We start from the raw sequence: 24,147 nt of genomic DNA on the forward strand, positions 1-24,147 counted from the left end.
GAGGCCGTAACAGGCGCCTGATGAATCAGCGCTTGCGCAGAATCACACTACCAATCGAATACCCCGCACCAAACGAGCTCAACACGCCCAACGAGCCTTTGGCCAGGTCATCCTGGTACAGGTGAAAGGCAATCACCGACCCCGCCGAGCTGGTATTGGCGTAACGGTCCAGAATCACCGGTGCCTCTTCCTCGGCCACTTCACGCCCCAACAGTTTCTTGACGATCAACTGGTTCATGCTGAGGTTGGCCTGGTGCAGCCAGAAGCGCTTCACGTCGCCCGGTTGCAGCCCATTCTCCTGCAGGTGTTCCCCGATCAGCTCGGCCACCTTCGGGCACACCTCGCGGAACACCTTGCGGCCTTCCTGGATGAACAGCTTGTCCGCAGCGCCTTCACCCTCTTCCGCCGCACGGTTGAGGAAGCCGAAGTTGTTGCGGATGTTGTTGGAGAACTCAGTCCAGAGCTTGCTGCTGACGATGTCGAACTGGTGCGCCGAAGTGGCCTGGTCGGCACGCTCCAGCAACACGGCGGTGGCGGCATCGCCAAAAATGAAATGGCTGTCGCGGTCACGGAAGTTGAGGTGGCCGGTGCACACTTCGGGGTTGACCATCAGCACCGCCCGCGCCTGGCCCAGCGCTACGCTGTTGGCGGCGGTCTGGATACCGAAGGTGGCCGACGAGCAGGCCACGTTCATGTCGAAGGCAAAGCCCTGGACACCCAGTGCCTGTTGCACTTCGATGGCGATGGCCGGGTACGGGCGCTGCAAGTTGGAGCAGGCGACGATCACCCCGTCGACATCGGCCGCCGTTCGGCCTGCGCGCTCCAGGGCCTGGCGGGCAGCGGCCACGGCCATTTCACACAGCACCGACGGTTCATCGTTGCTGCGCTCGGGCAAGCGCGGCTTCATGCGCTGCGGGTCGAGGATACCGGCCTTGTCCATGACAAAGCGGCTCTTGATGCCCGAAGCCTTTTCGATAAACGCCGCGTCGGAGAGCGGCGCCGCCTCGACTTCACCGCGCTCGATGGCGGCAGCGTTGTCCTGGTTGAACTGCTGCGACCAGGCGTTGAAGGAAGCCACCAGCTCTTCGTTGGAAATGCTCTGGGCCGGGGTGTACAGGCCGGTGCCGCTGATCACGACGTTATGCACGGTCGTTCCTCTGGTCAAAGGCCACCGCCACAGGGCGCTGGCTGGAAACATGACAGGTTAATGGCACTTTAGTGCCAATTCAGGGGCCTACGTTTACCCCCGCAAGGCGGACTCACCCGCCAAGGGCCGCAAAGCGGCCCCAAACGCCCCAAAGTTTGCCACAAATAATAGAGGTTAGCCTTCCACCTGACTCCATTGTTTGCTCAATCGCTTGTCAGAAATCGGCACCTTGGTCCCCAACTGCTGGGCAAACAGCGACACGCGATATTCTTCCAGCCACCAACGGTACACAGTCAGTTGCTCATCGCGCTTGCCTTCCTGGGCATGCTTGTCGGCACGGGCCTTGTACTGCGCCCACAAATTGGCCAGCTCGCCGCTCCACACCCGGTCCTTCTGTACTTGCGAGCCGAGTTTCTCGAGGCGCAACTCAACCGCCTTGAGGTAACGCGGCAACTCCTTGAACCACACCCCAGGCGTTTCGCGCACGAAGCCCGGGTACACCAGGTTGCCCAGCTGCTGCTTGATGTCGTTCAGCGCCACCGCTTGGCTCAGGTCGATCTTGCCCTTGAAGCGCTTCTGCAGCCCATGCCAAAGCTTCAGCACTTCCAGGGTCTGCCTTGCCAGGCGCTCGGCATGCTCGGCCCAGCTGCCGCGCTTGCGTTCAGCCAGCGCGGCCAAGGCCGCGCCATCACGTGGCAACGGTTGTTCGCCTTCCAGGATGCAACTGTCCAGGCTGGCCAGCAGAATGTCTTCGACCAGCGCCTCGACCCGCCCCATTTCACGGTACAGCAGGCCCAACTCGGTCAGCCCCGGCAGCTTGCCGCGCAGGAACTTGGCCGGCTCGGCCAGTTGCTGCAGCAACAGCCGTTGCAAGGCGCGGCGGTGCTGAAACTCGGCTTCGGCCTGGGTCGAGAAGCGCCCCTCACGCACAGTGCCGTTGTCTTCCACCAGCGCCGGGTACACGGTCATCGACAGGCCGGCGATCTTATGCTGGGCGGTCTGCTTCACTTCGCTGAAAGCCTTGGCCTGCACCGGCTGCTCACCCTTGGCGTCACGCGGCACGGCCAGGGCAGCCTGGCTGGCGGCAGCAAAGCGCGCGGTCAGTTCCGCCAGGTCGCGGCCTTCGCCAAGGAACTTGCCCTGGCCATCGACCACTTCGATGTTCATGCGCAGGTGGCCCTCGACCTGGTTGACCGACTCGTCCCAGGCCTCGTCCGACACACGCGCACCGGTCATGCGCAGCAGCTCCTGGCCCAGGGCCTGCGGGAGCGCCCCTTGGCCGAAGGTCATGCGCGCCAGCGAAGCCTTGACGAAGTCAGGCACCGGGACAAAGTTCTTGCGCAGGGCCTTGGGCAGGTTGCGCACCAGCGCCACGCACTTGGCCTCCAGCAGGCCCGGCACCAGCCACTCCAGGCGCTCGCCCGGCAGGCTCGGCAACAGCGGCGCCGGCACCCGCACCGTCACACCATCGCGGGGGTGGCCGGGCTCGAAGTGGTAGCTCAGCGGCAGGCGCAAATCGCCCACCTGCATACTGTCGGGGTACTGTGCGGCGGTCACTTCGCTGGCCTCGCGGGCCAGCACGTCCTCCTCGCGCATGATCAGCAGGTTGGCGTCCTTCTGGCTGCCCATGCGGTACCAACTGTCGAAGGTCGCCGTCTGGTGGATTTCCGCCGGCAGGCGTGCTTCGTAGAAAGCGTACAGCGTTTCTTCGTCAGCCAGAATGTCACGCCGGCGAGCCTTGGCTTCCAGCTCGTCCAGCGCTTCAAGCAGGCGTTTGTTGGCCGCCAGGCATTTGGCCCGCGACTGGATTTCGCCACCCACCAGGCCTTCACGGATGAACAGCTCGCGCGAGGTCGCCGGGTCGATCGGGCCGTAGTGCACCGGCCGACGGCCGACCAGGATCAGCCCGTAGAGCGTGATCTGCTCGTAGGCCACCACCTGCCCGCGCTTCTTCTCCCAGTGCGGCTCGAAATGGTTTTTCTTGATCAGGTGGCCGGCCAGCGGTTCGATCCAGTCCGGCTCGATCTTGGCCACCATGCGCGCATACAGCTTGGTGGTTTCGACCAGCTCGGCAGCCATGACCCACTGCGGGCGCTTGCGCCCCAGGCCCGACGATGGATGCACCCAGAAGCGCCGCTGGCGGGCGCCCTGGTAGTCGCCCTCTTCGGTCTTCTGGCCAATCTGGCTGAGCAGCCCGCTGAGGATTGCCTTGTGCATCTTCTGGTAATCGGTCGGTTCCTTGTTCACCGTCAGCTGCAGGTCACGGCAAATCAGCGCCAACTGACGATGAGCATCGCGCCACTCGCGCAGCCGCAAGTAGTTCAGGAACTGCTTGCGGCACCAGTTGCGCAGCGGGTTGGCAGTCAGCGCCTGGCGTTGTTCCTCGAAGCCGCGCCACAGGTTGACCAGCGCCGCGAAGTCCGAGTCCACGTCCTTCCACTGTGCGTGCGCCTGGTCGGCGGCCTGCTGGCGTTCTGGGGGGCGTTCACGCGGGTCCTGCACCGACAGCGCACTGGTGACGATCAGCACTTCCTGCAGGCTGCCCAGGCGCGCGCCTTCAAGCAGCATCCGGCCCAGCCTCGGGTCGATCGGCAAGCGCGCCAGCTGGCGGCCAATTGGCGTCAGCTGGTTCTCGCGGTTAACCGCCGAAAGCTCCTGCAACAGGTTGAAGCCATCGCTGATGGCTTTGCCATCCGGCGGCTCGATGAACGGGAAGGCATCGATTGCGCCCAGGCGCAGGTGCAACATCTGCAGGATCACCGCCGCCAGGTTGGTGCGCAGAATCTCCGGGTCGGTAAACGCTGGCCGGCTGTTGAAGTCCTCTTCGCTGTAGAGACGCACGCAAATGCCCGGCTCGACCCGGCCGCAACGGCCTTTACGCTGGTTGGCACTGGCCTGTGACACCGCCTCGATCGGCAGGCGCTGGACCTTGGCGCGGTAGCTGTAGCGGCTGATGCGCGCGGTACCGGTGTCGATCACATAGCGGATGCCAGGCACGGTCAGCGAGGTTTCGGCGACGTTGGTGGCCAGCACCACGCGGCGCCCGGTGTGCGGTTGGAAGATACGCTGCTGCTCGGCCGGCGACAGGCGCGCGTACAGCGGCAAGATCTCGGTATGGCGCAGTTGCGCCTTGCGCAGGATCTCGGCGGCATCACGGATTTCCCGCTCGCCCGGCAGGAAGATCAGCACATCGCCCGGCCCCTTGCCCTCGCTACGCTCGTGCTGCGCCAGCTCGTCGAGGGTGGCAAGGATGGCCTGATCGACGGTGAGGTCATCCTCGATCTGGTTGCCCTCTTCGTCCTGTTCGCTGGTCAGCGGGCGGTACCAGGTGTCCACCGGGAAGGTGCGCCCGGACACCTCGATGATCGGCGCACCGTCGAAGTGCCTGGAGAAGCGCTCCAGGTCGATGGTGGCCGAGGTGATGATCAGCTTCAGGTCCGGTCGACGATGCAGCAACGTTTTCAGGTAGCCGAGCAGGAAGTCGATGTTCAGGCTGCGCTCGTGCGCTTCGTCGACGATGATCGTGTCGTAGCGTTCAAGGAAGCGGTCGTGCTGGGTTTCGGCCAGGAGGATGCCGTCGGTCATCAGCTTGACCAAGGTATTGGAATCGCTCTGGTCTTCGAAACGCACCTGGTAGCCGACCAGCGCGCCCAAGGGCGTGCCCAGCTCTTCGGCGACTCGCGCGGCCACGCTACGCGCTGCGATCCTGCGTGGCTGGGTATGGGCGATCAACCCATGGCTGCCACGGCCAAGCTCCAGGCAGATTTTCGGCAACTGGGTCGTCTTGCCAGAACCGGTCTCGCCGGCGATCACCAACACCTGGTTTTCGGCCAGGGCCTTCTTGATTTCGTCACGCTTGGCGGCGATGGGCAGGTTGTCGTCGTAGCGTACGGTCGGCACGCTCTGCTGACGCGCGGTGACCTGAGCGCAGGAGGCCTGGACCTTCTCCACCCATTGCGCCAGCTTCGCCTCATCGGGGCGCTTGCGCAGTTCGTGCAGTTGCCGGCGCAGGCGATGGCGGTCGGCAATCATGGCGTGGTCGAGGTTTTGCAGCAGTTTGTCGATGGCGTGGTCAGTCATGGGGCTTTTTAGTGATGCAGGTGAGCCTGCTTTTTCATGATCGGCATTCGGAAAGTCGGGCGATTGTCGCAGATTTGCGGATTCTCTGCTGCCTGCACGCTCCCTGTGGGCGCGGCCTTGTGTCGCGATAGGGCCGCAAAGCGGCCCAGCAATTTCTGCGTGATCGCTGATGGCCGGGGTCCGCTACGCGGCCCTTTCGCGACGCAAGGCCACTCCACATTGACCGTGGTGCTTTCAACACGAATGTTTAGCCAAGTGCGATGTAAAGGTTGCCATTCACTGCTTTAATCAACCTTACGCCGCATGTGAGTATCAAAGGCATGACTCCCGCCCAGCCCATCGCCCCACCGTCGTCCCGCCCTTCGCTGCCGAAGGCCCGGAGCCGTGCCGGGGAAAATCCGCTGGTCCACATCATCCTCGCCTTCTGGGCCTTGTGGCACTGCCGTCACGCGCGCCCACCGGACACCTCGCTCACGCCATTGTGACCAAACCCGGCCAGCGTCTGGCCGTTTGACTCAACTGGGCCGCCTGCTTGCGCGGTGGCCCTGCGCACCTATGAGCGAATTGATCATGCACTTTGCCCCTGTAGAGCAGGCTACCCGTTTTCTGGCCGACAACCCCGATATCGAGCTGTTCGAACTGTTCATCCTCGACGCCAACGGTGTGCCACGCGGCAAGCTGTTGCACCGCGAGGAACTGCTGGCCGTGTACCAGACAGGCCGGCCACTGCCCAGCACCATCCTTGGCCTGACCCTCAATGGCGACGACGTGGAAAACTCCGGCCTGGTGTGGGACGTAGGCGATATCGACTGCCGTGCCTACCCGCTGGACGGCAGCCTGGTGCGGCTGCCCTGGCGCCGGGTGCCCACCGCTGCAGTGCAGGTGAGCATGCACCCCAGCGAGGGGCTGCCGGCCAGCATCGCGGACCCACGCCATGTGCTGCTGCGCACCATCGAAGCGTTGAAGGCCGATGGTTACCACCCGGTGATGGCCTGCGAGCTGGAATTCTACCTGCTTGACCAGCAGCGTGATGCCCAGGGCCGCCCACAACCGGCACTGGACAACGATGGCGGTCGCCCACGCAGCACCCAGGTCTATGGCCTGCGCGAACTGGAGCAGATCGAACCGTTCCTCGCCGACCTGTACGCTGCCTGCAAGGCCCAAGGCATCCCGGCGCGCACGGCCATTTCCGAGTACGCCCCGGGCCAGGTGGAAATCACCCTGGAGCATGGCGATGCGCTGCAGGCGATGGACCAGGCGGTGCGCTACAAGCGCCTGGTAAAAGGTGTGGCCCATGCCCACGGCATGCAGGCCTGCTTCATGGCCAAGCCATTTGCCCAACTGGCCGGCACCGGCATGCACATGCACCTGAGCCTGGCCGACAGCGCCGGCAACAACCTGTTCGCCAGCGAAGACAAGGCCGGTACCCCGCTGCTGCGCCAGGCCGTGGCCGGCATGCTGCGGCACCTGCGCGACTCGCTGCTGCTGTTCTGCCCCAACGCCAACTCGTACCGACGTTTCCAGGCCAACAGCTATGCGCCCCTGGCGCCAACCTGGGGCGTGGACAACCGCACCGTGAGCCTGCGCGTGCCAGGTGGCCCGGCCAACAGCCGGCATGTGGAGCACCGCATCTGTGGCGCGGATGCCAACCCTTACCTGGCTGCAGCGGCGATCCTTGCTGCCAGCCACTGGGGCATCCGCGAACAGCTTGACCCAGGTGCGCCCGTTGAAGGCAACGGCTATGCCCAGGCCACCGAACACCTGCCCACTGACTGGCTGACCGCCCTCGACGCCCTGCAACATTCCGATTGGGCCCGTGAAGCATTGGGCGAAGACTTCCTTGGCGTGTACCTGAAGGTCAAGCGCGCCGAGTACCGCCAGTTCATGGCTGAAGTCAGCGAACAGGACTGGCGCTGGTACCTGCACCAGGCCTGAGCCCCTACAAAACAAGGAACACCCATGAACGCAGCATTGAACAACGGCCCGGCGCAGCGCGCGCCGTCCTATTACAGCGCCACCCTCAACGACCACAGCGAGTACCCGCAACTCAAAGGCACGGTGCAGGTGGATGTGGCGATCATCGGCGGTGGCTTTACGGGCGTGGCCACGGCGGTTGAACTGGCCGAGCGCGGCCTGAAGGTCGCCATCGTCGAAACCAACCGTATCGGCTGGGGCGCCAGCGGTCGCAACGGCGGCCAGGTCACCGGCAGCCTGTCGGGCGACGAGGCCATGCGCTCGCAGATGCGCAACCACCTGGGCGCCGAAGTGGACGATTTCATCTGGCACTTGCGCTGGCGCGGGCACCAGGTGATCGAGCAGCGCGTGGCGCGCTATGGCATCGATTGCGACCTCAAGCGTGGCCATTTGCATGCCGCGATGAAACCTTCGCACATGAACGAACTGCGTGCATTCGAGGCCGAAGCACAGCGCCGCGGCATGGGCGAGCAGGTGCAACTGCTCGACCGCGCTGCAGTGGCCGAGCATCTGCAAAGCCCGCTTTATCTGGGTGCGTTGAAGAACCTGCGCAACCTGCACCTGCACCCACTCAACCTGTGCCTGGGCGAAGCCCGTGCCGCGCATGGCCTGGGTGCACTGATATTCGAAAATTCCGAAGTGCTGGACATCGTCCATGGCCCGCGCCCGGCGGTGGTTACCGCCCACGGCCGGGTCGAGGCACGCCAGGTGATGTTGGCCGGCGATGTGTATCACAAGCTGGAAAAGCGCCAGCTCAAGGGCAAGATCTTCCCGGCCATGGGCGGTATCGTCACCACCGCGCCGCTGGGTGAGCTGGCCGAGCAGATCAACCCGCAGGACCTGGCGGTGTACGACTGCCGCTTCGTCCTCGACTACTACCGCCTGACGGCCGACAAGCGCCTGCTGTTCGGCGGCGGTGCCAACTACTCGGGCAAGGATTCACGCGACATCGAAGGCGAATTGCGCCCCTGCATCGAACGCACCTTCCCGGCATTGAAGGGGGTGCCGATCGAGTTCCAGTGGAGCTGCGCCATGGGCATCGTGGTCAACCGCATCCCGCAGCTGGGCAAGCTGTCGGACAACGTGTGGTACTGCCAGGGTTACTCGGGGCACGGTATTGCCACCAGCCACATCATGGGCGAGATCATGGCCGAAGCGTTGACCGGCACGCTGGAGCAGTTCGACACCTTCGCCCAGTGCAAGCATGTGCGGGTGCCGATGGGGGACTTGCTGGGGAACCCGCTGCTGGCGGCGGGGATGTGGTATTACCAGATGCTCGAGAAGCTGCGCTGAGTTGCGCGGATGTAGGCGCGGGTTTACTCGCGAAAGGGCCGGCCCTGCTGACCCTTCTCCACCCGCCGTTCACCGTTGTCGCCACTACCGTATTCGCGGGTAAACCCGCGCCTACAGGGGCTCACAGTGTCTGAAGACGGCGCCGCATCTTATTGTGGGGCCTTGTGTCGCGAAAGGGGCGCAAAGCGCCCCCAGCCATTGTTGCATCGCCGCCGAAACCCCAGGGCCGCTTCGCGGCCCTTTCGCGACACCAGGCCGCTCCCACACTGAGCGTGCAGGCTTATGGTCAGGCGATCTTCTTCAAGCCTTGCTTCTTGAGCTCTTCATCACGCAGTTCGCGGCGCAGGATCTTGCCCACGTTGGTGGTAGGCAGCGAGTCGCGGAACTCGATGTGGCGCGGTACCTTGTAGCCGGTGACGTTGGCACGCATGTGCTCCATCACCTGCTCCTTGGTCACGGTCATGCCCGGTTTGACCACGATGAAGACCTTGATCACTTCACCCGACTTCTCGTCCGGCACACCGATGGCAGCGCACTGCAGCACGCCCGGCAAGGCCGCCAACACGTCTTCCAGCTCGTTGGGGTACACGTTGAAGCCCGAGACCAGGATCATGTCTTTCTTGCGGTCGACGATGCGCATGTAGCCGTCCGCCTGGATCACGGCGATGTCACCGGTCTTCAGCCAGCCTTCGCTGTCGAGAATCTCAGCCGTGGCGTCTTCACGCTGCCAGTAGCCCTTCATCACCTGCGGGCCCTTGACACACAGCTCGCCCACTTCGCCAAGCGGCAGCTCATTGCCGGCGTCGTCGATGACCTTGCACAAGGTCGACGGCACCGGAATACCGATGGTGCCCACCTGGTTCGCTTCCGACGGGTTCACCGCCGCCACCGGGCTGGTTTCGGTCATGCCGTAGCCTTCGCAGATGGCGCAACCGGTAACGGCCTTCCAGCGCTCGGCCACGCTTAGCTGCAAGGCCATGCCGCCCGACAGGGTAATTTTCAGCGCCGAGAAATCCAGGGCTCGGAACGCCTCGTTATTGCACAGGGCAACGAACAGGGTGTTGAGGCCCACAAAGCCGCTGAACTTCCACTTGCCCAGTTCCTTGACCATTGCCGGCAAGTCTCGCGGGTTGCTGATCAGCACGTTGTGGTTGCCGATCAGCATCATCGCCATGCAATGGAAGGTAAACGCATAGATGTGGTACAGCGGCAGCGGGGTGATGAGGATTTCGCAGCCTTCGTGCAGGTTGGCGCCCATCAGTGCCCGGCACTGCAGCATGTTGGCCACCAGGTTGCGGTGGGTCAGCATGGCGCCTTTGGCCACGCCGGTGGTACCGCCGGTGTATTGCAGCACCGCCACGTCGTTGGCCTGCGGGTTGGCTTCGGTCACGGGCTGGCCCTTGCCCAGCGCCAGGGCGTCATTGAAACGCACGGCCTGCGGCAGGTTGTAGGCCGGCACCATCTTCTTCACGTACTTGATCACGCTGTTGATCAGCAGGCGCTTGAGTGGCGGCAGCAGGTCGGCCACTTCGGTGACGATAACGTGCCTGACCTGGGTTTTGGGCACCACTTTTTCGGCCAGGTGGGCCATGTTGGCCAGGCACACCAAGGCCTTGGCACCCGAGTCGTTGAACTGGTGTTCCATTTCCCGCGCGGTGTACAGCGGGTTGGTGTTGACCACGATCAGCCCGGCACGCATGGCACCGAAGACCGCGACCGGGTATTGCAGGACATTGGGCAGTTGCACGGCAATGCGGTCACCCGGCTTGAGGTCGGTATGCTGCTGCAACCAGGCGGCAAACGCCCCCGACAACGCATACAACTCGCCATAAGTGATAGTCTTGCCCAGGTTGCTAAAGGCCGGTTTGTCGGCAAAGCGTTGGCAGGATTGCTTGAGTACTGCCTGGATATTGGGGAATTCGTCAGGATTGATTTCCGCCGTAATCCCGGCTGGGTACTTATCCTTCCAAAAATTTTCGATCATGGAAGCCCACTCCTTCAGCAACAGCGAAGTTCGATTCACGCGTCGATGCGCTTATTATTGATATGAGATGACGGTTCGTTGCAAACCGGATCATCTGGAAGCGGGCCGAGAGTAACAGCTTTGTCTGGGGTCGCCTAGAGGCCAAAACAGGCCTTACGGTCACAAAAATGACTCAATGAACAATACAGGTCATTTTTAGAGTAATTATCCAAAATGTCGCAGATAAGGCTGTATATGGCCTGTTAGAGCGGTTTAAGGCATTCGCGGGTAAACCCGCTCCTACACTGGGCGGTGTAGGAGCGAAGACGCCATCCCGGTATCACGCTATATCGCGCAACTCCCGCCGCAGAATCTTGCCCACCGGCGTCATGGGCAACGATTCGCGCAGCACGATGTGCTTGGGTACTTTGTAGCCGGTGAAGTTGGCCTTGCAGTAGGCCTTCAGCTCATCAACGCTCAGCCCCCCCTCGCGCGGCACCACGAACAGCTTGACCGCCTCGCCGGAACGCTCGTCCGGCACGCCGATAGCCGCACAGTTGGCGACCTTGGGGTGCCCCATCACCACATCCTCGATTTCGTTGGGGTACACGTTGAAGCCCGAGACGATGATCATGTCCTTCTTGCGGTCGACGATGCGGGTGAAGCCGTCCGGGTCGATCACCGCGATATCACCGGTCTTGAACCAGCCTTCTGCATCCAGTGCCTGGGCCGTTGCCTCGGGCTGCTGCCAGTAACCCTTCATGACCTGCGGGCCTTTGATGCAAAGCTCGCCCCGCTCGCCCAGCGGCAGTTCGTTGCCATCATCATCGATGACCTTGAACGCAGTACCCGCCACGGGGATGCCCACCGTACCCAGACGCGCCAGCTGGCCATAGGGGTTGGTGCTGGCCACCGGCGAGGTCTCTGTCAGGCCATAACCTTCAACGATGCGGCACCCGGTAAGGTTTTCCCAACGCTCGGCGGTGGCCTTGACCAGCGCTGTGCCACCAGAGTTGGTGACCTTCAGCGCCGAGAAGTCCAGCTGACGGAAGCCCGGGTGGTCCATCAGTGCGACAAACAAGGTATTGAGGCCCAGCAAGGCAGAGAAACGCCACTTGCCCAGCTCCTTGATGAAGCCGGGAATATCCCGCGGGTTGGTAATCAGCACGTTATGGTTGCCGGTGACCATCATGCACATGCAATTCGCGGTGAAGGCATAAATGTGGTACAGCGGCAACGGCGCAATCATCACTTCCTGGCCGTCCTTCAGCAGCTTCTGCCCATCGGGGCCGTGCTGCGAGAAGCAGGCCAGCACCTGCAGCATGTTGGCCACCAGGTTGCCATGGGTGAGCATGGCGCCCTTGGCCAGGCCGGTGGTGCCGCCGGTGTACTGCAGCACAGCGATGTCCTCGAGGTTCAGCGACACCGGTTTGGGCGACAGCCCGCGGCCCTCGCGCAGCACCTGCTTGAACGGCACCGCCTGGGGCAACCGGTAGGCCGGCACCATCTTCTTCAACTTGTCGACCACGGTGTTGACCAGCCAGCCCTTGGCGGCCGGCAACAGGTCGCCCATCTTTGCCTCGATCAGGTACTCGATACCGGTATCGGGCAGCACCTCCTGCACGCGCTTGCCGAACATGTTCAGGTACACCAGCGCACGCGCGCCACTGTCCTTGAACTGGTGGCGCATCTCGCGCTCGGTGTACAGCGGATTGGTATTGACCACGATCAGCCCGGCGCGCATGGCACCGAATACGGCGATGGGGTACTGCAGCACATTGGGCATCTGCACGGCGATGCGCTCACCCGGTTTGAGGTCGGTGTGCTGCTGCAACCAGGCAGCGAAGGCTGCCGAATGGCGCTCCAGTTCCGCGTAGCTGAGGGTCACGCCCAGGTTGCTGAACGCCGGGCGGTCGGCAAAGCGCTTGCAGGAGCGCTCGAACACCTCGACGACCGAGGCGTAGGCATTGATGTCGATGGTGGAAGGCACGCCTGCCGGGCGCTTGTCATTCCAGAAGTCGGCTTGCATTTATTATTGTTCCTCTGCCTGGACCTGCACTGCGTCCTTTAGTCCTTTACCTGACCGCCTGCCGGCGAAAAGGCGTTGATTCGACGTTAGCAGGTAAACCCAAGGTGGCATATACGCCAAGTGCCGCCATTAACATTGTGAATCTTATTTGTGCCCCTCCTGCAATCCGGCCGGTTGTGCATACACTGTTCGGGTAACCGCGCGCACAAGGACCCGCCATGCCTCACGACGCCTTCTGGCTGCCCGCCAGTGAGCACTGCAGCCTGTACGTACACCAATGGCTGCCGGCCACACCGGTAAAGGCCGTGGTGCTGCTGGCCCATGGCATGGCCGAGCATGCCGGGCGCTACCAGCGCCTGGGCCAGGCCCTGAGCGAGGCCGGCTTTGCCCTGTTCGCTGCCGATCAGCGTGGCCACGGGCGCACTGCCGAGCTGGGCAACCTCGGCCTGTTCGCCCGCCATCATGGCTGGAATGCCGTGGTCAACGACCTGGGATGTGTGGCCCAGCATATCGGCCAGCAGTACCCGTGCACGCCGCTGTTCCTGTTCGGCCACAGCATGGGCAGCTACATCGCCCAGGCCTACCTGCTGCATCACAGTGGCAGCCTGCACGGGGCTATCCTCAGCGGCTCCAACTACCAACCGGCCATGCTGTACCGCTTTGCGCGGCTGATTGCCCGGCTGGAGTCCTGGCGCCAGGGGCCACTGGGCAAGAGTGCACTGATCGAATGGTTGTCCTTCGGTTCGTTCAACAACGCCTTCAAGCCCACCCGCACGGCATTCGACTGGCTCAGCCGCGACCCGGGCGAGGTCGATCAGTACGTGAACGACCCGTTGTGCGGCTTTCGCTGCACCAACCAGTTGTGGCTCGACCTGCTGCAAGGCTTGGCGCAGATCAGTCAGCCGGGTAACCTCGCGCAGATCGATCCCAACCTGCCGATGCTGGTGATCGGCGGAGAATGTGATCCGGTCAGTGCCGGCAAGCGTCTCACCCATCTGGCCGACGCCCTGCGCGCGACCGGCAATCGACATGTACAGCTGCGCGTCTACCCGGAGGCGCGGCATGAAGTACTCAACGAAATCAACCGTGGCGAGGTCATCGCCGACATTCTCGGCTGGCTTGAACAGGCGCTGGCCCTTGGCCGCCCTGCACGCAGTGAATGATAGCCGCCCTCGCCCAACGCTTAAGGAAGCATCGATGTCCCAGGTCACCAACACGCCTTACGAAGCCCTCGAAGTCGGCCAGACGGCCGAGTACAAGAAGTCCGTTGAAGAACGCGACATCCAGCTGTTCGCTGCGATGTCCGGTGACCACAACCCGGTTCACCTGGATGCCGAATTCGCCGCCAAGAGCATGTTCCGCGAACGTATTGCCCACGGCATGTTCAGCGGCGCGCTGATCAGTGCTGCAGTGGCCTGCACACTGCCTGGCCCTGGCACCATCTACCTGGGCCAACAGATGAGCTTCCAGAAGCCGGTGAAAATTGGCGACACCCTGACCGTGCGCCTGGAAATCCTCGAGAAGCTGCCCAAGTTCAAGGTGCGCATCGCCACCAACGTCTACAACCAGAACGACGAGCTGGTGGTCGCGGGTGAAGCCGAGATCCTGGCGCCGCGTAAGCAGCAGACCGTCCAGCTGGTGTCGCCGCCGAATTTCGTGGCGAGCTGAGGTGTGATGCAGCCAGCCTCTTCTTCAAGGCTGCTCTCCTGGGTAACCCGCTAATTCGTTGATTTAGCGGGCAGCCTGTGGGATATGGGCTGGCCCGCAAAGAGCCGGCACCCCCACATCATTCGATAGCCTGCAAACGCCGCTCGATATGCCGCCGCTCAGGCGCCTGTCGGGTCAAGGCCAGCGCCTGCTGCCAGGCCGCTCGCGCCTCTTCTACCTGCCCCAGTTGGCAATGCAACTCGGCGCGCGCCGCATGTGCCAGGTGATAGTCCAGCAACTCCCCCCGCGCCAGGATCCCTTCGACTTCCCGCAAGCCAACCTCCGGCCCATCCCGCTTCGCCAGGGCCACCGCGCGGTTAAGCGCCACCACCGCTGATGGCCAATACCGCTGCAACACGTCATACAGGCCGACGATTTCTCCCCAGTCCGTCTCTTCAGCCGTCGCCGCTTCGGCATGCACGGCAGCAATCGCCGCCTGGATGGTATAGGCCCCAAATGCACGGCTCTGCAGGGCCTGGCGCACCAGAGCACAGCCTTCGGCAATGAACTGCCGGTCCCACAGGCTACGGTCCTGCTGCTCCAGAACCACCAAATCGCCTTGGCCATCGATGCGCGCCCGCTGCCGGGACGCCTGCAGCAACATCAACGCCAGCAGGCCGACCGCCTCCGGGTCGGGCAGCAACTGCACCAGCAACCGCGCCAGGCGAATGGCTTCATCGCTCAGTTCCTGCTGCAGCAGTGTTTCGCCCGATGACGCCGAATAGCCCTCATTGAACACCAGGTAGATCACCCGCAATACGCTTTCCAGGCGCTCGGGCAGCTCATTGAGCTCGGGTACCTGGTACGGTATGCCCGCGTCACGGATCTTGGCCTTGGCACGCACGATCCGCTGGGCGATGGTTGTCGGGCTTTGCAGAAAGGCGCGGGCGATCTGCTCGGTGGTCAGGTCGCAGACTTCGCGAAGCGTCAATGGCACCTGAGCGTCGGCCGACAGGGCCGGATGGCAACAAGTGAAGATCAGCCGCAGGCGGTCATCCGCCAGCAGTTCTTCTTCACTGGGGTCCTGCGCCTGACCATCCAGCAGCATGCTCAAGTCCGACTGGGAGCGGTCGAAGCGGACGCGCCGGCGCAGCGCGTCGATGGCCTTGAAGCGCCCGACAGAGACCAGCCACGCTCGCGGGTTGGCGGGGATACCGTCGCGTTGCCAGCGCTCGACGGCAATGAAGAAGGCGTCATGCATGGCCTCCTCGGCCAGGTCGAAATCACCCAGCAAGCGGATCAGTGTCGCCAGTATGCGCCGCGATTCCCGCCGGTACACGGCCTCGACTTCGGCGCGCACCTGGGCCAGTGCGGCCATCAGTCGGGCATCCGCTGGGTCACCACCTCCACCAGGCGGTCCAGGCTTTCTCCCCAGCCTTGGTGGAAGCCCATTTCTTCATGGGCCCGGCAGTCGGTGGCATTCCAGTGCCAGGCACGGGCGGTGTAGCGGGTTTTGCCCTGTTCCTCGTCAAAGCTGATCACGGCGGTCATGAAGGCCTTGTCCGACGGCACCCAACCGGGGCCGAAGGCATCGGTGAACACCAGCCGGCGTGGCGCGGCAATTTCCAGGAAAACGCCCTGGTTGGGGTACTCGCTGCCATCCGGCGCGCGCATCAAGGTGCGAAACAGGCCACCGGCCCACAACTGCATCTCACACTCCGGGGTGGTCATGCCGCGCGGCCCCCACCACTGCATCAGCCACTGGGGTTCGGTCCAGGCGCGAAATACCTTGGCCGGTGGGGCGTCGATCAGGCGGCTGATGGACAACTCGTGTTGCGCCTGGGCAATGGGGGCAAGGCTCATGCTGATTGTTCTCCTTAGCTGTCAGGGTTGCAGCTCGCGCACCGGTCGCACCTCGACACTGCCGACCCGCGCGGCAGGGATGCCCTTGGCGATATTCAGCGCTTCGTTGAGGTCGCGGGCCTCCACCAGGTAAAAACCGGCCAGTTGCTCCTTGGTCTCGGCGAACGGGCCGTCGGTCAGGCTCATGTGTCCGTTGCGCATGCGTACCGTGGTGGCCGTCTGCACCGGCTTCAGCGCCTCGGCCGCCAGCATGCGCCCGGAACCGTGAATGGCTTCGGCGTAGGCCATGCATTCGGCGTCTGCCGGGCTGTCGGGCAGGCTGTGCAACAGCCCCTCGTCACAATAGACCAGGCACAGGTATTTCATGGTCGCCTCCAGGGTATTGGCAAAGTGCGTTTGGCGATAAAGGCTCAGGGCTTGAGATCGAACAGGGCCTTTTGCGTTTCCATGTCGAAAGGCGCCGACCAGTGTTCGTGGATGACCTGCCACTGGCCGCCTTGACGACGATAGCCCACCGTGGCGCGCATGAAGCCGCACTGGCTTTCGTCGTCGCCCGGGCCGCAGCGGTTCAGCCAATGGGCCAGGGCCAGATCGCCAGCGGCGTGCACGGTGAGTTGGGCAAGTTCGAACACCATGGGGCCGGTGCACATGCCCATGCACATTTCCCAGTGCGCCGTGTAGGCAGACTTGCCTTTGAATTGCAGGGCCTGGATGGCATCGAAGGCGACGATATCGTCGGCGTAGGGGGCGATGATGCCCGGGATGTCGCGATCGCGCACGGCTTGCATCCAGCGCTCGATCAATTGGCGGATTTCGGATTCGGCTGCGGTGCTCATCGGGGGGACCTCCGACAGATCATAGGGGGCACGGTGTGTGACGCGTGCCTTCAGCTATGGTCGAACGGGAAGCGGAGGATTCGACAGGCGGGGGAAATTATTCTGTATTGGCGGAGCACCTGGGAGATCGCATCAGGGTTAGCAAGTGCCCGCCACAGCGTTTTCAGCCCCTGTGGCGGGCACCGCCAGTCAACCCTGCTGGCAACCTTCACCCATGGCCCGGTACTGGATGGTGTGCACCTGGCCCTGATGGTCTTCATAGGTCATGGTCGCAGGTACCACTTCGCAGACATTGGGGATGGTCGACAGGTTGATCACCCGCTTGATGTCCAGGTTCATCGAGTAGTCGTACTGCTGAGCCACAGGCTCGCTGGAGACGGGTTTGGCCTCATCGGCGAGGGCGAACGAGGACATACCGACCAATGCAAGAATCAGTAATGGTTTCATGTGGTTTTGCCTTTAGAGCGTTCAAGCTGATCGATTGACTTCTATTGCCGTATCCGGCGCGGAGAAGTTGTCATCTAGGGTCTAGATGGCACGAAGTACCGATCCCGCTTCGTACTGCCAGGGGGGATGAACAAAATTCTACTCCCGGCCAGCAATAGTTGAACCCCGCAGTCGGATATTCACCCTTGCCGGTTTTGCAACAATCTGCGACAAAGTGGCCGCAAATCATCAGGCCAGAGCCTCTGGCCACGTTTCAGGGTAGGACTCGCCATTTCTGAAAAATTGTCCTGTTCGACGCTTTCGGACACAGAACGCCGTTTGCTGGACCACTTCTACCGCCAACACAGCTCACGCATGCGCGCTGCAAGCGACGCCGAACTGTGGGTAGCACGGGCCCCTGGCATCATCGCCGGGCTGAGCCTGAGTGCGGTGGGTGAAGGATTCTGGCTGACGGGCCTGTTCGTCGCCCCGCAGCGGCGCAACCAAGGGGTGGCCGCGCAATTGATCGAGGCAGCACTGGCGCAGGTTGACGGGCCCGTCTGGCTGTTCTGTCATCCCGACCTGACGCCCTTCTACCAGCGCCTGGGTTTCGACCTGACCCAACAGCTGCCAGAAGCCCTGGCCAGCCGCCTGCTTCGCTATCAGCGCAACAAACGCCTGGTAGCCCTGCAGCGAGGTCAGTCGTCGCTGACCTCGAGCCCAGGGAACAGCACCTCGGTGTAGCCGAACCTGGAAAAGTCCTGGATGCGCGAGGGGTATAGCCGGCCGATCAGGTGGTCGCACTCGTGCTGCACCACCCGCGCATGAAAGCCATCGGCAAAGCGGTTGATCGGGTTGCCCTGGGGGTCGATGCCCTGGTAGCCGATATGCTTGAAGCGCGGCACCACGCCGCGCAAGCCAGGCACCGACAGACAACCTTCCCAGCCGTCCTCGATCTCGCTCGAGGTCGGGGTGATGACCGGATTCAGCAGAATGGTCTGCGGCACCGCCTCGGCATCGGGGTATCGCTCGCTGCGCTCGAAGCCGAAGATCACCAACTGCAGGTCGATGCCGATCTGCGGGGCGGCCAGCCCCACACCGCCTACGTGACGCATGGTTTCGAACATGTCGTCGATCAGTTGCTGCAGTTCGGCACTGCCAAACATGTGCTCGGGCACTGGCGGAGCGATGCGCAGCAGGCGTTCGTCGCCCATCTTGAGAATGTCACGGATCATCAGGGGTTCGGCTCGACGCTATGAGGCTTGCTCGGGTTCGGGTGCTCGTGACCCAGTACAGTCAAGGTTTCCTTGGGCTTTTCCCCGTCGAAGTCTTTCTCGCCCGGGTTCTTGCCTTCGGCTGACATGTGCTCGATCACCGCATTCATTTCGGCGCCGAGCAGCAGCACGGCAGCCGAAATATAGAAATACAGCAACAGCACGATGATTGCACCAATGCTGCCGTACATGGCGTTGTAGTCGGCAAAGGTCTTCACGTAGTAGGCAAAGCCCAGTGAGGCGACGATCCACACCACAACCGCCAGCACCGAGCCCGGGGTGATGAAGCGAAACTGCTGTTTCACATCAGGCATCACGTAATAGATCAGGGCCACTGCCACCATCAGCAGAATGATGATCACCGGCCAGCGCAGGATGGTCCACAGTGTGACGATGAACTCCTGCATGCCGATCTGGGCGGCTATCCATTCCATCACCTGCGGGCCCAGCACCATCAGCGCTGCGGCCGCCAGCAGCATGCCAGCCAGGCCCACGGTGTAGAAAATGGAAAGCGGGATACGCTTCCACACCGGGCGCCCTTCGGGCACATCGTAAGCGGCGTTCATGGCGCTCATCATCAGGCGCACGCCGGCGGAGGCGGTCCACAGGGCGATCACGATACCCACCGACAGCAGCCCGCCCTTGGATTGTTGCAACTGGTCGATCACCGGGTTCACCTGCTCCAGCGCCTGGGGCGGTAACACCAGTTCCGATTGCAGACGCAGCCAGGAGAAAAAGTCCGGCAAGTGCAGGAAACCGATCAGGGCAATCAGGAACAACAGGAAGGGGAATAGCGAGAACAGCGCCTGGTAGGCCAGCGCTGAGGCATAGGTGGACATCTCGTCGTCGAGGAATTCCTTGACGGTGCGAACCAGCACGCGGTGCAGGGGCAAGCCGCGCAGGTCGGGGAAAATCATAGCGTCTCCTTTCGCCGCTTGATCGTTACACAGGCAAGTCTAATAGACCGTGCCCGAGCTGTGCTGCTCCCGGCCGTGATTGAAGAATTTGCTTACGAATAGTGCCGGCCTCTACGCGGGTTTACCCGCCAGAGACCGGCACAGGCCGCCTCACCTCAAGTCAAGGCTTCTTCACCGCATCCTTCACATTGCCCTTGACCTGCTGCGCCTCGCCTTTAAGCTCCTGCGCCTTGCCTTCAGCCCGCAGCTTGTCGTTGTCGGTCACCTTGCCAACACCCTGTTTCACGTTGCCGATCGCTTCGTTGGCCAAGCCTTTCGCTTTGTCTTTAGTACCGCTCATGGCAAAACTCCTGCAAATGGAGACACGTGAACCGTGTCGACAGTAGGTTGACCCAACGCCTGGGCCAGGAGTTTCAACGGATTTTCCGGCCAGAAGCCGAACGGTAAAACGGCAGGCGAATACCGCCCAAGCCTGCGAAGAGGCCGGCACAGGCACCGCAAGTCACAAACCTTGCCCCGCCCCGTGCCACCCCTCACAATGCAGGCCTTCATAGCGTCAACTCGCAGGAACCTGCATGAAACTCGACAAACCCGCCGCCATCGCCCGGCGCAACGAAGCACTGGCCCGGCCGGTGCTGACCAGCAGCAATACCCTGTTCGCCATCCTGGACAACAAACGCAACCTGTGGTGGTTCGAAGTGCCAGTGGCACTGCTGGGCAAGGGCCAGGCCGACTGGGTCAACCTGCTGCTGCACACGCCAGAAAGCGATGAACTGCAGCACCTGAAGGTGCCCACCAATTTCCTCAAGGCTCACCTGGAGCAAATGGAAGTGCGCAAGCCCGGCAAGCGCCGCTCCACCATCAGCCTGGCCCTCAGCGCCGACCGTGACTCGCTGCTGCGCGACACCCGTCCGGGTGGCGAGCAGCTGGACTTCCGCAACTTCGTACAGGCGTAAGGCCGTCAGGCTTTCTCGATGCGATCGTCATGGATGACGATCAGGCCCTGCTTGAACAACCCGCCAATGGCCTTCTTGAAGTTGCCCTTGCTGACGTTGAACAGCTTGCTGATCAACGCAGGGTCACTCTTGTCGCACACCCCCAACACCCCGCCTTCGGCTTCCAGGCGCGCCAAGATCTGCTCTTGCAGGGTGTCCGCCAGGGCGGCGCCTACTGGCTGCAGGCTCAGTGAAAGCTTGCCGTCCTGGCGCACTTCCTTGATGAAGCCCTTCTCGTGCATGCCCGAGCGCAAGAACTTGAACACCTCGTTCTTGTGGATCAGGCCCCAGTGGCGGTTGTTGATGATGGCCTTGAAGCCCATCGGCGTCTCGCCGGCCACCAGCAGTTCGACCGGCTGGCCAACCTTGTAGTCGGCCGGGGTGACATCGAGGTAGCGGTCCAGGCGCGACGTGGCAGTGATCCGGCGGGTGCGCTTGTCGAGGTACACGTGCACCACGCAGTAATCACCGATCTTCAGCGGCCGAGCCTCTTCCGAGTACGGCATCAGCAAGTCCTTGGACAGGCCCCAGTCCAGGAAGATACCGGCACCGTTGATGTCCTTGACCTTCAGGCTGGCGAACTCGCCGACCTGCACCTTGGGCTTCTCGGTGGTGGCGATCAGCTGGTCTTCGCTGTCCAGGTAGATGAACACGTTCAACCAGTCATCGACCTCGGTCTCGGCGTTTTTCGGGATGTAGCGCCCGGGCAGCAGGATTTCGCCATCGGCGCCGCCGTCCAGGTACAGACCGAAGTCCACGTGTTTCACGATTTGCAAACTGTTGTAACGCCCAAGCAGAGCCATTTCCGATGATCCTCAAGACAAGGCGGCTATTCTACACCTGAAGCCACCACATGGCCCGACCACTCATGCAGTGGAACCGCCAGGCCGCACTTGCATCTACCTTCTGGCCAGCCTGAGGAAGGAACAGCACATGCCGCTACGCCTGCCCAAAGCCCTGCTTATCGCCATCGGCTTCGCCCTGGCCTTGGCCGCCTGCAGCCGCATCGACCTGGCCTATCGCAACCTCGACCGCCTGGTGCCTTGGTCGCTGAGCGACTACCTGGACATGAACCGCGAGCAAAGGGCGCTGCTGGACGATCGGTTGCGCGAGCACCTGGCCTGGCATTGCAAGACTCAACTGCCCGGCTACCTTGACTGGCTCGACCGGCTACGTGAGCTGGTCGCCGACGACCAGGTCACCGACCAGGCCCTGCAGCAAAGCACCCGCGAGGTCCGTGAGGCAATTGGTCGGGTGGCCGAGGAAATCACCCCTTCGGCCACCGAACTGCTGCGCGGCATGAGCGACGACCAGGTAGCGCAGATGCGTGAAGCCTTCCGCGATGACATCAGTGAGCGGCAAAAGCAGTATGTGGATACGCCATTGCCGAAGCAGATGGCCCGCCGTAGCGAACGCATGGAAAAACGCCTGACGCCATGGTTTGGCGAGTTGACGGCGGTACAGAAGCAACGCATCCAGACCTGGTCTCAAGCGCTGGGTGACCAGAACCGTGAATGGATCGCCAACCGTGCCCACTGGCAACAGCAACTGCTGTTGGCGATGAACCAGCGCAACGACTCTAGTTTCGAGCCGCGCCTGGCGACCTTGTTGCAACGCAAGGAGAGTTTGTGGACACCCGAATACCGGGCGGCATATCAGAATGCCGAGCAGCAGGCACGCAGCCTGCTGGTGGACCTGGTGCGGCAAAGCACCCCGCAACAGCGGCGGTTCCTGCAGGAACGGCTGAGCAAGGTGCGTACCCATTTGAGCGAGATGAAGTGTTTGAAGGCGTGACAGGCCTGTTCGACCTGATTCACCGGGCCTTGCGCCGATACGGAAACACATCGATCACTTTCCCCTCACGTATCGCCGCCTGCAGCCCCTTCCAGTAATCCGCGTCATACAGTTCCCCATGCAAGCGGCTGAATAACCGCCGCTGGCCCATATCGGCAAACAGAAACGGCGGAAACTCTTCGGGGAACACATCATGCGGCCCGATCGAGTACCACGGCTCGCCCGACATTTCGTCCTCCGGGTAACGCGGTGGCGGAATGTGGCGAAAATTCACCTCGGTCAGGAAGCTGATTTCGTCATAGTCGTAAAACACTACCCGGCCATGACGGGTCACGCCAAAGTTCTTCAGCAACATGTCGCCGGGGAAGATGTTCGCCGCCGCCAACTGCTTGATGGCCAGGCCGTAGTCCTCCAGCGCCTCCAGCACCTGGCCCTCGGTGGCCTGCTCCAGATACAGGTTCAACGGCGTCATGCGCCGCTCGGTCCAACAGTGGCGAATCAGCACCGTGTCGCCCTCCAGCGCCACCGTCGACGGTGCCACCTCCAGCAACTCGGCCAGGCAATCCGGCTCGAACTTGCTGCGCGGAAAGCGAAAATCGGCAAACTCCTGGGTGTCGGCCATACGCCCCACCCGGTCGACGCTCTTCACCAGCCGGTACTTGTCGATCACCGTGGCGCGGTCCACGGTTTTCGATGGCGAGAAGCGGTCCTTGATGATCTTGAACACCGTATTGAAGCCGGGCAAGGTAAACACGCTCATGACCATGCCCCGTACCCCTGGCGCCATGACAAAGCGGTCATCACTGCTGGCCAGGTGGTTGATCAGTGCGCGGTAGAACTCCGACTTGCCCTGCTTGTAGAACCCGATCGAGGTATACAGCTCGGCAATGTGCTTGCCCGGCAGGATGCGCTTGAGGAAATTGACGAACTCGGCGGGCACCGGGACATCGGCCATGAAGTAAGAGCGGGTAAACGAAAAGATGATCGACACCTCGGCCTCGTCGGTGATCAGTGCATCGGCCTCGATACCGTGGCCCTCGCGGTGCAACAAGGGAATCACCAACGGCCACTGCTCATCGCTGTTGTAAAGGCGGCCGACCAGATAGGCCCCCTTGTTGCGGTAAAGCACGGGTACAAACAGCTCTACGGCCAGCGCCGGGTCCTTGCACACCCAGTCGGGCAGGCATTCGCGCAGTTGTTCTTCCAGCCGCGCCAGGTCGCCTTCCAGGTCGCCATACGGCATGTCGAACGGGTAATCGGCGAACACCGCGCGCAGCAAGTTCCTGAGACTGCCGTCAAGCCGATAGGTACGGGTTTGCGCCGCGCGCTCGCGGCCGCGCATGGAAGGCCGGGTCGTGTGGATGAACATGCAGCCGTCGCTGATCAGGTCATGGCTGAACAGGCTGCAAAACAGCGAGTTGTACCAGGTCTCTGCCAGCTCGTCGTCCAGGCGTGGGTCGATCAGGTGGATATAGGCGTTTTTCACCAGCGGCCACTGTTCCACGTCCAGCAGCACCTCTGCGGCAAAGGCCTGGCGCAGCCAACCGTTGACTTCGGCGACTTTCTCTTCGTAGAGATTGATGCGGGCGGCGGCGGCCTGCTGGATATCCTGCCAGCGCGCCTGCTCGAAGCGCTGGCGAGCACCCAGGGTGATGCGCTGGAAATGATCGCGGTAGTCGTCGAAGCCGGCGAGGATCATCCGGGCGATTTCGACAGCGGGCCAGGGCTGGGACATGCGTGGGGCCTCGGAGCTGGGATTGAGTACAGAGCTTAGCCGCCCTTGGCTTCATGGGTTACGGCCTTTGAAGGCCCGAGCTGTAGTTGCAGCTGCCTTGCCCAGAGCCCCGCAGCCCAAGAGGAATTACACAGCAAGAAAGCACAAGAATCCCCCCGCCCCCTGGCGTACACT

General features: G+C 62.5%; 21 protein-coding genes. 7 read left to right on the top strand and 14 right to left on the bottom strand.

Going from position 1 to position 24,147, the window contains the following annotated elements; genetic code table 11:
* Nucleotides 1–25: 25 nt before the first annotated feature.
* Together AC3WLP_RS17150 and hrpA are read right to left on the bottom strand one after the other, a co-directional pair.
* Nucleotides 26–1,147: a beta-ketoacyl-ACP synthase III gene (locus AC3WLP_RS17150; RefSeq protein ID WP_049587008.1), complete on the bottom strand. Its 1,122-nt coding sequence runs from the start codon at nt 1,145–1,147 to the stop codon at nt 26–28.
* A 174-nt stretch (nt 1,148–1,321) separates the two neighbouring features.
* Nucleotides 1,322–5,227, bottom strand: a complete 3,906-nt coding sequence (gene hrpA, locus AC3WLP_RS17155; protein ID WP_088513415.1) for an ATP-dependent RNA helicase HrpA — start codon at nt 5,225–5,227, stop codon at nt 1,322–1,324.
* A gap of 570 nt (nt 5,228–5,797) precedes the next feature.
* Here hrpA and AC3WLP_RS17160 point away from each other — a divergent pair.
* Nucleotides 5,798–7,162 (top strand): glutamine synthetase family protein, encoded by a 1,365-nt coding sequence (locus AC3WLP_RS17160; RefSeq protein WP_088513458.1) that lies wholly within the window; start codon nt 5,798–5,800, stop codon nt 7,160–7,162.
* A 24-nt stretch (nt 7,163–7,186) separates the two neighbouring features.
* A complete protein-coding gene (locus AC3WLP_RS17165) occupies nt 7,187–8,494 on the top strand; it encodes an NAD(P)/FAD-dependent oxidoreductase (RefSeq protein WP_012051521.1) in 1,308 nt (435 codons plus the stop codon).
* 286 nt (nt 8,495–8,780) lie between these two features.
* Here the strand turns inward: AC3WLP_RS17165 and fadD1 are convergent, their stop codons facing one another.
* On the bottom strand, nt 8,781–10,478 hold the full coding sequence (gene fadD1, locus AC3WLP_RS17170) for a long-chain-fatty-acid--CoA ligase FadD1 (RefSeq protein WP_003254620.1): 1,698 nt from the start codon (nt 10,476–10,478) through the stop codon (nt 8,781–8,783).
* Nucleotides 10,479–10,797: 319 nt separating this feature from the next.
* On the bottom strand, nt 10,798–12,486 hold the full coding sequence (gene fadD2, locus AC3WLP_RS17175; protein ID WP_014755704.1) for a long-chain-fatty-acid--CoA ligase FadD2: 1,689 nt from the start codon (nt 12,484–12,486) through the stop codon (nt 10,798–10,800).
* A 218-nt stretch (nt 12,487–12,704) separates the two neighbouring features.
* Between fadD2 and AC3WLP_RS17180 the strand changes: the two genes are divergently transcribed.
* Nucleotides 12,705–13,649 (top strand): alpha/beta hydrolase, encoded by a 945-nt coding sequence (locus AC3WLP_RS17180; protein WP_088513416.1) that lies wholly within the window; start codon nt 12,705–12,707, stop codon nt 13,647–13,649.
* Nucleotides 13,650–13,683: 34 nt separating this feature from the next.
* Nucleotides 13,684–14,154 carry a MaoC family dehydratase gene (locus AC3WLP_RS17185; RefSeq protein ID WP_088513417.1) on the top strand — a complete coding sequence of 157 codons (471 nt, stop codon included), beginning with the start codon at nt 13,684–13,686 and terminating at the stop codon, nt 14,152–14,154.
* A 118-nt stretch (nt 14,155–14,272) separates the two neighbouring features.
* Here the strand turns inward: AC3WLP_RS17185 and AC3WLP_RS17190 are convergent, their stop codons facing one another.
* From AC3WLP_RS17190 to AC3WLP_RS17210, 5 genes are all read right to left on the bottom strand, one after another.
* Nucleotides 14,273–15,511, bottom strand: coding sequence for an RNA polymerase sigma factor (locus AC3WLP_RS17190; RefSeq protein WP_088513418.1), 1,239 nt, complete (start codon nt 15,509–15,511; stop codon nt 14,273–14,275).
* Nucleotides 15,511–15,996 carry an SRPBCC family protein gene (locus AC3WLP_RS17195; protein WP_012051517.1) on the bottom strand — a complete coding sequence of 162 codons (486 nt, stop codon included), beginning with the start codon at nt 15,994–15,996 and terminating at the stop codon, nt 15,511–15,513. Before AC3WLP_RS17195 ends, AC3WLP_RS17190 begins: the two co-directional genes overlap by 1 nt.
* Nucleotides 15,997–16,017: 21 nt before the next feature.
* Entirely contained in the window at nt 16,018–16,362 is a 345-nt protein-coding gene (locus AC3WLP_RS17200) for a YciI family protein (protein ID WP_010955228.1), read from the bottom strand.
* 44 nt (nt 16,363–16,406) lie between these two features.
* On the bottom strand, nt 16,407–16,832 hold the full coding sequence (locus AC3WLP_RS17205) for a YybH family protein (protein ID WP_010955229.1): 426 nt from the start codon (nt 16,830–16,832) through the stop codon (nt 16,407–16,409).
* 189 nt (nt 16,833–17,021) lie between these two features.
* Nucleotides 17,022–17,279 (bottom strand): DUF2790 domain-containing protein, encoded by a 258-nt coding sequence (locus tag AC3WLP_RS17210; RefSeq protein WP_003254632.1) that lies wholly within the window; start codon nt 17,277–17,279, stop codon nt 17,022–17,024.
* Between the two features lie 318 nt (nt 17,280–17,597).
* Here AC3WLP_RS17210 and AC3WLP_RS17215 point away from each other — a divergent pair, with 318 nt between their 5' ends.
* Nucleotides 17,598–18,002 carry a GNAT family N-acetyltransferase gene (locus tag AC3WLP_RS17215; RefSeq protein ID WP_017148151.1) on the top strand — a complete coding sequence of 135 codons (405 nt, stop codon included), beginning with the start codon at nt 17,598–17,600 and terminating at the stop codon, nt 18,000–18,002.
* On the opposite strand, the gene def is transcribed toward AC3WLP_RS17215, so the two are convergent.
* From def to AC3WLP_RS17230, 3 genes are all read right to left on the bottom strand, one after another.
* Entirely contained in the window at nt 17,957–18,493 is a 537-nt protein-coding gene (gene def / locus AC3WLP_RS17220; protein WP_012051515.1) for a peptide deformylase, read from the bottom strand. The genes AC3WLP_RS17215 and def overlap by 46 nt on opposite strands.
* Complete coding sequence (locus AC3WLP_RS17225) at nt 18,493–19,449, bottom strand: YihY/virulence factor BrkB family protein (protein WP_003254637.1); 957 nt, start codon at nt 19,447–19,449, stop codon at nt 18,493–18,495. Before AC3WLP_RS17225 ends, def begins: the two co-directional genes overlap by 1 nt.
* Before the next feature lie 160 nt (nt 19,450–19,609).
* Nucleotides 19,610–19,789, bottom strand: a complete 180-nt coding sequence (locus AC3WLP_RS17230) for a CsbD family protein (RefSeq protein WP_012051514.1) — start codon at nt 19,787–19,789, stop codon at nt 19,610–19,612.
* Between the two features lie 235 nt (nt 19,790–20,024).
* On the opposite strand from AC3WLP_RS17230, the gene AC3WLP_RS17235 reads away from it, so the two are divergent.
* A complete protein-coding gene (locus AC3WLP_RS17235; protein ID WP_003254641.1) occupies nt 20,025–20,405 on the top strand; it encodes a hypothetical protein in 381 nt (126 codons plus the stop codon).
* 5 nt (nt 20,406–20,410) lie between these two features.
* Here the strand turns inward: AC3WLP_RS17235 and AC3WLP_RS17240 are convergent, their stop codons facing one another.
* Nucleotides 20,411–21,247, bottom strand: coding sequence for a CvfB family protein (locus AC3WLP_RS17240; RefSeq protein WP_012051513.1), 837 nt, complete (start codon nt 21,245–21,247; stop codon nt 20,411–20,413).
* Between the two features lie 130 nt (nt 21,248–21,377).
* On the opposite strand from AC3WLP_RS17240, the gene AC3WLP_RS17245 reads away from it, so the two are divergent.
* Complete coding sequence (locus tag AC3WLP_RS17245) at nt 21,378–22,238, top strand: DUF6279 family lipoprotein (RefSeq protein ID WP_012051512.1); 861 nt, start codon at nt 21,378–21,380, stop codon at nt 22,236–22,238.
* Nucleotides 22,239–22,257: 19 nt separating this feature from the next.
* Here the strand turns inward: AC3WLP_RS17245 and aceK are convergent, their stop codons facing one another.
* The gene (aceK, locus tag AC3WLP_RS17250; RefSeq protein WP_010955236.1) at nt 22,258–23,973 is read right to left on the bottom strand and encodes a bifunctional isocitrate dehydrogenase kinase/phosphatase; all 1,716 of its coding nucleotides are present in this window, start codon (nt 23,971–23,973) and stop codon (nt 22,258–22,260) included.
* Between the last annotated feature and the right edge of the window lie 174 nt (nt 23,974–24,147).

Source organism: Pseudomonas sp. FW305-E2 (assembly GCF_058782925.1).

What these genes read in the sequence shown, in the direction of transcription:
- fadD2 (WP_014755704.1), bottom strand. Translation starts at nt 12,486, where the DNA reads ATGCAAGCCGACTTCTGGAATGACAAGCGCCCGGCAGGCGTGCCTTCC.
- AC3WLP_RS17235 (WP_003254641.1), top strand. Translation starts at nt 20,025, where the DNA reads ATGAAACTCGACAAACCCGCCGCCATCGCCCGGCGCAACGAAGCACTG.
- AC3WLP_RS17245 (WP_012051512.1), top strand. Translation starts at nt 21,378, where the DNA reads ATGCCGCTACGCCTGCCCAAAGCCCTGCTTATCGCCATCGGCTTCGCC.
- AC3WLP_RS17180 (WP_088513416.1), top strand. Translation starts at nt 12,705, where the DNA reads ATGCCTCACGACGCCTTCTGGCTGCCCGCCAGTGAGCACTGCAGCCTG.
- AC3WLP_RS17195 (WP_012051517.1), bottom strand. Translation starts at nt 15,996, where the DNA reads ATGAGCCTTGCCCCCATTGCCCAGGCGCAACACGAGTTGTCCATCAGC.
- AC3WLP_RS17210 (WP_003254632.1), bottom strand. Translation starts at nt 17,279, where the DNA reads ATGAAACCATTACTGATTCTTGCATTGGTCGGTATGTCCTCGTTCGCC.
- AC3WLP_RS17190 (WP_088513418.1), bottom strand. Translation starts at nt 15,511, where the DNA reads ATGGCCGCACTGGCCCAGGTGCGCGCCGAAGTCGAGGCCGTGTACCGG.
- def (WP_012051515.1), bottom strand. Translation starts at nt 18,493, where the DNA reads ATGATCCGTGACATTCTCAAGATGGGCGACGAACGCCTGCTGCGCATC.
- AC3WLP_RS17240 (WP_012051513.1), bottom strand. Translation starts at nt 21,247, where the DNA reads ATGGCTCTGCTTGGGCGTTACAACAGTTTGCAAATCGTGAAACACGTG.
- AC3WLP_RS17185 (WP_088513417.1), top strand. Translation starts at nt 13,684, where the DNA reads ATGTCCCAGGTCACCAACACGCCTTACGAAGCCCTCGAAGTCGGCCAG.
- AC3WLP_RS17160 (WP_088513458.1), top strand. Translation starts at nt 5,798, where the DNA reads ATGCACTTTGCCCCTGTAGAGCAGGCTACCCGTTTTCTGGCCGACAAC.
- AC3WLP_RS17165 (WP_012051521.1), top strand. Translation starts at nt 7,187, where the DNA reads ATGAACGCAGCATTGAACAACGGCCCGGCGCAGCGCGCGCCGTCCTAT.
- AC3WLP_RS17205 (WP_010955229.1), bottom strand. Translation starts at nt 16,832, where the DNA reads ATGAGCACCGCAGCCGAATCCGAAATCCGCCAATTGATCGAGCGCTGG.
- fadD1 (WP_003254620.1), bottom strand. Translation starts at nt 10,478, where the DNA reads ATGATCGAAAATTTTTGGAAGGATAAGTACCCAGCCGGGATTACGGCG.
- AC3WLP_RS17230 (WP_012051514.1), bottom strand. Translation starts at nt 19,789, where the DNA reads ATGAGCGGTACTAAAGACAAAGCGAAAGGCTTGGCCAACGAAGCGATC.
- AC3WLP_RS17225 (WP_003254637.1), bottom strand. Translation starts at nt 19,449, where the DNA reads ATGATTTTCCCCGACCTGCGCGGCTTGCCCCTGCACCGCGTGCTGGTT.
- AC3WLP_RS17200 (WP_010955228.1), bottom strand. Translation starts at nt 16,362, where the DNA reads ATGAAATACCTGTGCCTGGTCTATTGTGACGAGGGGCTGTTGCACAGC.
- aceK (WP_010955236.1), bottom strand. Translation starts at nt 23,973, where the DNA reads ATGTCCCAGCCCTGGCCCGCTGTCGAAATCGCCCGGATGATCCTCGCC.
- hrpA (WP_088513415.1), bottom strand. Translation starts at nt 5,227, where the DNA reads ATGACTGACCACGCCATCGACAAACTGCTGCAAAACCTCGACCACGCC.